8 protein-coding genes are annotated in these 8,069 nt (G+C 39.7%); all 8 read left to right on the top strand.

The window, feature by feature from the left end:
- Positions 1-441 (top strand): hypothetical protein (locus GVY04_22735; protein ID NBD18844.1); only part of this gene is annotated, 441 nt, incomplete at its 5' end.
- A 69-nt stretch (positions 442-510) separates the two neighbouring features.
- Positions 511-1,149 carry a hypothetical protein gene (locus tag GVY04_22740; protein ID NBD18845.1) on the top strand — a complete coding sequence of 213 codons (639 nt, stop codon included), beginning with the start codon at positions 511-513 and terminating at the stop codon, positions 1,147-1,149.
- Positions 1,150-1,518: 369 nt separating this feature from the next.
- Complete coding sequence (locus GVY04_22745; protein ID NBD18846.1) at positions 1,519-2,352, top strand: ABC transporter permease; 834 nt, start codon at positions 1,519-1,521, stop codon at positions 2,350-2,352.
- Positions 2,353-2,440: 88 nt separating this feature from the next.
- Entirely contained in the window at positions 2,441-3,754 is a 1,314-nt protein-coding gene (locus GVY04_22750) for an ATP-binding cassette domain-containing protein (protein ID NBD18847.1), read from the top strand.
- Between the two features lie 107 nt (positions 3,755-3,861).
- Positions 3,862-4,455 (top strand): SAM-dependent methyltransferase, encoded by a 594-nt coding sequence (locus tag GVY04_22755; GenBank protein NBD18848.1) that lies wholly within the window; start codon positions 3,862-3,864, stop codon positions 4,453-4,455.
- A gap of 302 nt (positions 4,456-4,757) precedes the next feature.
- Positions 4,758-5,993, top strand: a complete 1,236-nt coding sequence (locus GVY04_22760) for a glycosyltransferase (GenBank protein NBD18849.1) — start codon at positions 4,758-4,760, stop codon at positions 5,991-5,993.
- Positions 5,990-6,841 carry an FkbM family methyltransferase gene (locus GVY04_22765; protein ID NBD18850.1) on the top strand — a complete coding sequence of 284 codons (852 nt, stop codon included), beginning with the start codon at positions 5,990-5,992 and terminating at the stop codon, positions 6,839-6,841. Before GVY04_22760 ends, GVY04_22765 begins: the two co-directional genes overlap by 4 nt.
- On the top strand, positions 6,822-8,045 hold the full coding sequence (locus GVY04_22770; protein NBD18851.1) for a glycosyltransferase: 1,224 nt from the start codon (positions 6,822-6,824) through the stop codon (positions 8,043-8,045). Before GVY04_22765 ends, GVY04_22770 begins: the two co-directional genes overlap by 20 nt.
- The last annotated feature ends 24 nt before the right edge of the window (positions 8,046-8,069 follow it).

Here is an 8,069-nt window from a genome sequence, read left to right on the forward strand (position 1 = left end):
TGGACGGTTTATGAGCAAATTCTGAGGATTCCCTATTATTTTGTCTTTAATCGCTATACGAATGAATTTCGTGCTTTTGGATTAATGATGAACCGCTATCAACCCTTATCAATAGAAGAGCAAGGAGTCTGGTTGGAAGAAGCAGAACTGGGATTAGGATTATGGGAAGGGGAATATCAGGGAATCAATCGCCTGTGGTTACGTTGGTATGACCAAAATAACCATTGGATTCCTACCCCTGCTGAACAGGAAGCTCAACGGGCTCAACAGGAGTCTCAACGCGCTGAACAAGCAACTCAACGGGCTGAACAAGCAACTCAACAAGCTCAACAGCAAGCTCAACGGGCTGAACAAGCAACTCAACAAGCTCAACAGCAAGCTCAACGGGCTGAACGTTTAGCGGAACAATTGAGAGCTTTGGGTATTGATCCCGAAGCCTAAGGGCAATATTTTCAGGCGCAGCGATCGCGCTTCTAGTTCTAGAATTCAGGAAAAAGGAAACGGTTTAACATGAGTGTTTCAACGAGCCAAAAAATTATTTACCCTGACAGTGATGGTCAGCCTATGGCAGATAATACTAAGCAGTTTCGGTGGATTGTCTTAATTAAGGAAAATTTGGAACTGCTATTTGCCAATGATCCAGATGTGTTTGTCGCTGGGGATTTATTGTGGTATCCCGTAGAAGGTCACCCGGAAATTCGAGTTGCCCCTGATGCAATGGTGGTATTGGGGCGACCAAAAGGCGATCGCGGTTCTTATCGTCAGTGGGAAGAAGACAACATTACCCCACAAGTAGTATTTGAAATTCTCTCCCCAGGAAATCGGGTTAAAGAGATGACACGGAAATTACAGTTTTATGAACGTTATGGCGTTGAGGAATACTACATTTACGATCCAGATGATAATGAATTAGAAGGACTGCAAAGAAGAGAAGGTAATTTGCAGTTAGTGGAAGAGATCAATGGTTGGGTGAGTCCCAAATTAGGAATTAAATTTGTTTTGACCTCGGAAACTCTTGAAATTTATCGTCCTGACGGCAGGAAATTTCTATCTTCTCTAGAATTGGAACAACGCGCTGAACAAGCAACTCAACGGGCTGAACGTCTCGCTGAACAATTGAGAGCGTTGGGCATTGATCCCGAAGCCTAAGGGCAAGAATTTTTAGGTGCAGCGATCGCTGCTGAAGGTAAGGGTAACCTCAGGTCAATTGCGCTTTTGGATTTTGCTACGGTTGCTGATTGGGAAAGTTGGTTGCAGGAAGAGAAGGCATCGCAATTAATCCAGTGATTGTTCTGATCGCGGTGAGATGAAGTTTGGGTACGCTTGAGGCAATGTTAATCCTTTTCCAGAACTAAAGTTGAACCAGCGATGACGAGAGTATTACCAAAAGAAGAAGCACCTCCTCAAGGAAAAGATAATGGGGTGCTTTTGGTGCAAGGGGGATCCCATAGGTTTTGACAGTTAGTTGCCATACAAAATCTTAAAGAAATATAGCCAGAATCTAAGTGACCAATTGCAATGAATCACCCTGAATCACCCAAATTAGTTATAGAAGCAGGACAAATAGAAAAGCAATATTGGAAAGATTTATGGCGCTATCGGGAGCTATTTTACTTTTTAGCGTGGCGTGATGTTGTAGTACGCTACAAGCAAACTGCGATCGGGGTAGCTTGGGCGTTAATTCGTCCGTTTTTGACGATGGTGGTTTTTAGTATTGTCTTTGGCGGGATTGCTAAGTTACCTTCTGACGGCGTGCCATATCCCATTATGGTTTTTTCAGGGATGCTCCCTTGGCAGTTTTTCGCCAGCGCCTTAACTGAGTGTAGCAACAGCTTGATTACCAACTCCAATTTAATTGCAAAGGTTTATTTTCCGCGTCTAGTGATTCCGACGAGTGCTGTAATTGTTAGTTTTGTAGATTTTCTGATTTCGGGGATGATTTTGCTGGGTTTAATGGCATGGTACGATTTTGTGCCTAGTATTCGCATTTTGACGCTGCCGTTTTTTATTCTGATTGCGTTTATTTCGGCAATGGGAGGAGGGCTGTGGCTGGCTTCTCTCAATGTTCAGTATCGAGATTTTCGTTATATTGTGCCGTTTATTGTCCAGTTTGGATTATATATTTCTCCAGTGGGGTTTAGTAGCAGTGTTGTGCCAGAAAAGTGGCGTTTGCTTTATGCCCTAAATCCGATGGTAGGCGTAATTGATGGATTTCGTTGGGCAATTTTGGGGAAAGAATCACAGCTTCACTTAGGAGGTTTTTTCTTATCTTTAACCTTGGTTGGCGTTTTGTTTGCCAGTGGGGTTTGGTATTTTCGCAAAATGGAGCGTAGCTTTGCCGATGTGATTTAAAAAAATCAGTCTGATGATCTTCACTATCTTGATCACCGACTAGAGAGAAGTGGGAATGCTGGGTGAAGAGTTCCGAGTGAGCTAACTGATGTCAGACACGATGATTCGGGTTGAAAATTTAGGGAAGAAATATGTTATCGGGCATAAGCCAGAGGGTTGGTCGCGCTATGTTGCCCTGCGGGATGTCATGGCAAATGCGGGAAAGTCTCTGCTGAAGAAAATTCGTCATCCGCAGTCGTTTCAGCAACGGAATCAGGAAGAGTTTTGGGCGTTGCAGGATGTTTCTTTTGAAGTGAAACGGGGCGATCGCGTTGGGATTATTGGGCGCAATGGGGCGGGAAAATCGACACTGCTAAAGATTCTCAGCCGAATTACAGAACCAACCACAGGAAGAATTGAATTAAACGGGCGAGTGGCAAGTCTTTTAGAGGTGGGAACTGGGTTTCATCCAGAGTTGACGGGGCGAGAGAATATCTATCTCAATGGGGCAATTCTGGGAATGGGGAAGGCGGAGATTAAGAAGAAGTTTGATGAAATCGTGGCGTTTGCAGAGGTGGAGAAGTTTCTAGATACGCCTGTGAAGCGCTATTCTAGCGGGATGTATGTGCGGTTGGCGTTTGCGGTAGCAGCGCATCTTGAACCAGAGATTTTGGTGGTGGATGAGGTGTTGGCGGTGGGGGATGCTGCGTTTCAGAAGAAGTGTTTGGGGAAGATGGAGGATGTGGCAACGAATGAGGGGAGAACGGTTTTATTTGTTAGTCATAACATGGCTGCGGTTGAAAATTTATGCCAAAAAGGAATTTTACTCAATTCTGGACAAATTATAACTAAAGGTAATTCACAAGATGTAATCAATTATTATTTACAATCTATTTTACCAACTCTCATTGCTAATAATAATTTAAAGGTTCAAAAAAACCGCAGAGGTAATGGAAAAGTTAAGTTCACCCAGTTCTATGTTGAAGATACCTATGGAAATACGGTTTCAAGCGTTAAAAGTGGTATGGATATTATTTTAGTTTTCGGTTTTGAATGTTCTAATAATGAATCTCCAAAAAATATAGATATTGGATTTTCTCTTCATAATAAAAATGACATTACTTTATTTGTATTGTATAGTTCTTATGTTGGACAAATATTCAAAACTATTCCACCAGAAGGTGAATTTCGCTGTTTTGTTCCTAGACTTCCATTATCAGCAGGAAGTTATCGAATAGGGGGAAGAATTATTAGTAACTACGAAGAATCAGATTGGCCAAAAGATGGCTTAGGATATCTTAATGTAGAGGTAGGGGATTTTTATGGAACAGGAAGTCAAGGGTTTTCAGGAAATACAGATTTTTTAATAGATGGGCAATGGAAAGTTATGACATCAAGCTCAATGATTAATGCAGAAAAGTGAATTCAATGATTTTTATTAATTTGTTGAAACGTAGATTTAAATATCATGTTAATAAATATTATCCGATTTTTTATTATAAAAAATCGTATTCTCAAGAAGGAGAAGATATCTTGTTAGCGCGTCTCTTTGAAAAACAAGAAACGGGTTTTTATGTAGATATAGGCGCACATCATCCGACTCGATTTTCTAATACTTATTATTTTTATAAACTAGGGTGGCGTGGTATTAATATTGATGCAATGCCAGGAAGTATGAAGTTTTTCAAGAAAATTAGACCTAATGATATTAATCTTGAAATTCCTATTTATAGTCAACCTACTGACTTAACGTTTTATATGCTCGATGAGCCTGCATTGAATACATTTGATTATAATAAAGCTGTTGATCATGAAGTTAAAAATGGTAGAGTTATAGTAGAAAAAAAAACACTAAAAACAAAAAAGCTATCAGAAATTTTAGATATATATTTACCTAAAAATCAAACGATTAATTTTATGAGCATTGATGTAGAAGGCTTAGATTATGCTGTTTTGAAATCAAACAATTGGGAAAGATATAGACCTAATATCATTTTGATTGAAGCCTTGGGAATGGTCTCTCTAGAAGAAGCAATGAATAGTGAGGTTTCTATATTTTTGCAGCAACAAGGATATCGATTGATTGCAAAAGCTAAAAATACCCTCTTTTTTCAAGAATTATAGAAAGTTGTAGAACATATCGCAATCTACAATGATTAGAAAGTCTCGTTCTACCCCTAGTTTAATTAATGCCATGTTAATAAATGATTGAAAAGTTTCTATATGAGAAAACAGCGATCGCTGCATCTGTAAAGTTCTGAATCAAAATGAAGCGCGATCGCGTATGACAAACAAAAAATTACACGAAGTTAATTTATAGCGGAATCGTTGGTAACCAGTACAAGAAGACATTTGGAGGAAAAGCTAGCTCCAGAATTTCAGCTTTATAATAAACTAAAAAAATATAAAAAAGCCCAATAAAATTTATGCGCTTAATTCGCATCTGTACTAACTATCCTGCCTATATCAAAGACTTTTATAAGCAACGACCCAACCTAGACAAAGAACCCTATTCTATCCAGTATCAAACCTTGATGGATGACTGTTTTGGATGGGCGGACTTTTGGACACACGCTTTTGGAAAACTGGGCTATGAAGTTTGGGAACCTGTAGGAAATGCTGAACCGATGCAAAAAAAATGGGCGGAAGAACAGGGCGTTCACTATGACGAAAAAACATGGTTAACGGAGATTGTTGCTGCTCAAGTGAAACACTTTCAGTCTAATATCCTGTTAGTTAATGATTACAGCACTTATACCGTTCCTTTCTTTAAATCTCTCCGTCAAGAATGTCCATCATTGCGTTGCGTTATTGGCTGGTGTGGCGCTCCCTATCAGGATGAAACTATCTTTAATTCCTATGATTTAATCTTATCCAATATCCCTAGTTTAGTGGAAGAATTCCGCAGTTTGGGTCATCATAGCGAGTATATGTGTCATGCGTTTGAACCAAGGATTTTGGAGAAAATCGATCGCGCTCAACAACCCACCATTCCTTTTTCCTTTGTCGGTTCAATCGTTAAAGGACAGGGATTCCATAATCAACGAGAAATTCTCCTGAAAACCTTGCTGGAAAAAACCGATTTACAAATCTGGTCAAGCGTGAGTCAACCTTCCCAATTGGAACAGCAACTCCTCCCCCTGAAATGTACCCTTTACCATACCATACAAGGCACTCAGAAAATTGTTCCTGCAACCGAGTCAGTGCTGAAAAAAATTCCTAAACTAAAAACTTATGCAGCCCTAGCTAGTCCTCCTAGTTTATCCCATTACGTTGATAGCGCGATCGCGTCTTGTGCAAATCCCCCCGTATTTGGTCTCTCTATGTACCAGACTTTGTATAATTCACAAGTCACTCTTAACAATCACATTGATCTGGCTTCCCAATATGCCTCTAATATGCGACTCTACGAAGCAACAGGCGTAGGAACTTGTTTATTAACTGACGCGCAACCAAACCTGAAAGAAGTATTTGAACCCGATCAAGAAGTCATTACCTATAGCTGCCCAGAAGAAGCGATCGAAAAAGTTAACTATCTTTTAAAAAATCCAGAGGAACGCCACAAAATTGCGAAAGCAGGACAAGCTAGAACATTGCGCGATCATACTTTTGTTCATCGTGCTGAATATATCGATCAATTAATTCTTCAAAAATTAAAATGACCATAGATATAGATAAATTTTCCCTTAAACATTGGGCAAAACTTATTTTACGCTCTAAATATCGGGACTATTGTCAAATAGAAGCAGCGTTAAAAAAGTTACACAATTCGCCTCGCTACACTCCTTTAGTTACTTCTGTTTTAGGAAAGCCAGTTAAGTTAATCGATGGTCGATCATTTTATTACAGTTATAAAGAAATATATGAAGAAGAAATTTATAAGTTCTTGACTGACAATAAAAAACCAGTCATCATCGATTGTGGCTCTAATATTGGGTTAAGCATCTTATACTTTAAATCGATCTATCCTGATAGTGATATCATAGCTTTTGAACCTGATCCAATTGCTTATAAAACGTTAGAAGCAAACTTAAAGAGCTTTGGTTATGAAGATGTGGAAATTTATAATAAAGCTCTATGGAAAGAAGAAACAACTTTAGAATTTGGAGTAGAAGGTGCAGATGGCGGTAGAATAATGCAAAATAAACAGGAAAGTTTCAAAGGTCAGGTTAAAGTTCCAGCTGTCTGTTTATCAAATTATTTATCCCAACCTGTAGATTTTCTGAAGTTAGATATAGAAGGTGCAGAAACAGCAGTCCTCAAAGAATGTTCAGATTATTTGCATCAAGTGAAAAATCTGTTTGTTGAATATCATTCTTTTTGGGGACAGTCTCAAACCATAAATGAAATCCTATCAATTTTAAAGGATGCGAATTTTAGGGTAAGTATTCATAGTCAATTTGCTTCTGGACAACCCTTTGTCAAACAACCTCTCCAATTGGGTATGGATTTACAACTCAATATATTTGCTTACCGCATTCTTGAAAGTGATGAAAGTTCTACAAATTAATCAGTCTGATATAGCAGGAGGCGCAGCGATCGCGGGATATCGCCTGCATCAAGGCTTACTCTCGCAAAAAGTTGACTCAAGGTTACTGGTAGATAAAGTCAGCACCAACAGCGATCGCGCTACCCAAATCAATCGCAAACGTACTGTAGAACATCTCCTTTGTCGTCTTTCCTCACGCTTAGGTCTTAACTATACATTAATTCCCAGTACCTTTAATCTCCAGAAACATCCTTTGATCCAAGAAGCGGATATCCTTAACTTTCATAACCTACATGGAGAATACTTTAATTATTTAGCAATTCCTTCTTTAGCCAAACATAAGCCGATTGTTTTTACCCTCCATGATATGTGGAGTTTTACAGGACATTGCGCTTACAGTTTTGACTGCGACAAATGGAAAATCGGTTGCGGAAACTGTCCCTATCCTAAAACTTATCCTAGTATCAGCATTGATAATACTCGTTTAGAGTGGAAATTGAAACAATGGGTTTATCAGCGATCGCGCTTAACTGTTGTTACCCCTGGTTACTGGCTAGCTAATAATGCGCAAGAGAGTTTACTAAAGAATTTTTCGATTCATCAAATTCCTTATGGAATTGATACCCAAGCCTATCAACCTTTAGATCAAAATCAAAGCCGTTCCCTTCTTAATATCCCCACAGGAAAAAAAGTTCTGATTGCAGCAGCACAAAGTTTCACAGATTCCCGCAAGGGAGGCGATTTACTTTTAGAAGCCCTTGCCCTATTACCTGATTCTCTGAAAACTGAAATCGTCTTGTTAACCATTGGAACCGCAGGAGAAGCCTTTGCTGAGACTGTTGGCATTCAAACCATCAATCTTGGCTACATTGGCGGCGATCGCGTGAAAGCCATTGCTTATTCGGCTGCTGACTTATGCGTTTTTCCCACCCGCGCCGATAACCTTCCCCTCGTCTTACAAGAAAGCATGGCGTGTGGAACGCCAATGGTCTCATTTAATGTTGGCGGTGTTCCCGACTTAGTGCGCCCCAATGTCACTGGATACCTCGCCAAGCCTGAAGATGCAAAAGATTTTTCTCAGGGCATTGTGCAGTTACTTGAAGATGATACCTTACGAGAGAAAATGAACGCAAACTGTCGCGCGATCGCGCTTCAAGAATACCCGATCGAGTTGCAAGCTAAACGGTATATTGAGCTTTATCAACAAGTTTTAGATAAGAAATAGAAAAGAGGGGCGCGATCGCGCTTT

It is taken from the genome of Cyanobacteria bacterium GSL.Bin1 (assembly GCA_009909085.1).
Classification (GTDB): domain Bacteria; phylum Cyanobacteriota; class Cyanobacteriia; order Cyanobacteriales; family Rubidibacteraceae; genus Halothece.

Excerpts from the sequence above, each read along its gene's own strand:
- GVY04_22760 (NBD18849.1), top strand. The coding sequence starts at position 4,758 with ATGCGCTTAATTCGCATCTGTACTAACTATCCTGCCTATATCAAAGAC.
- GVY04_22765 (NBD18850.1), top strand. The coding sequence starts at position 5,990 with ATGACCATAGATATAGATAAATTTTCCCTTAAACATTGGGCAAAACTT.
- GVY04_22750 (NBD18847.1), top strand. The coding sequence starts at position 2,441 with ATGTCAGACACGATGATTCGGGTTGAAAATTTAGGGAAGAAATATGTT.
- GVY04_22745 (NBD18846.1), top strand. The coding sequence starts at position 1,519 with ATGAATCACCCTGAATCACCCAAATTAGTTATAGAAGCAGGACAAATA.
- GVY04_22770 (NBD18851.1), top strand. The coding sequence starts at position 6,822 with ATGAAAGTTCTACAAATTAATCAGTCTGATATAGCAGGAGGCGCAGCG.
- GVY04_22740 (NBD18845.1), top strand. The coding sequence starts at position 511 with ATGAGTGTTTCAACGAGCCAAAAAATTATTTACCCTGACAGTGATGGT.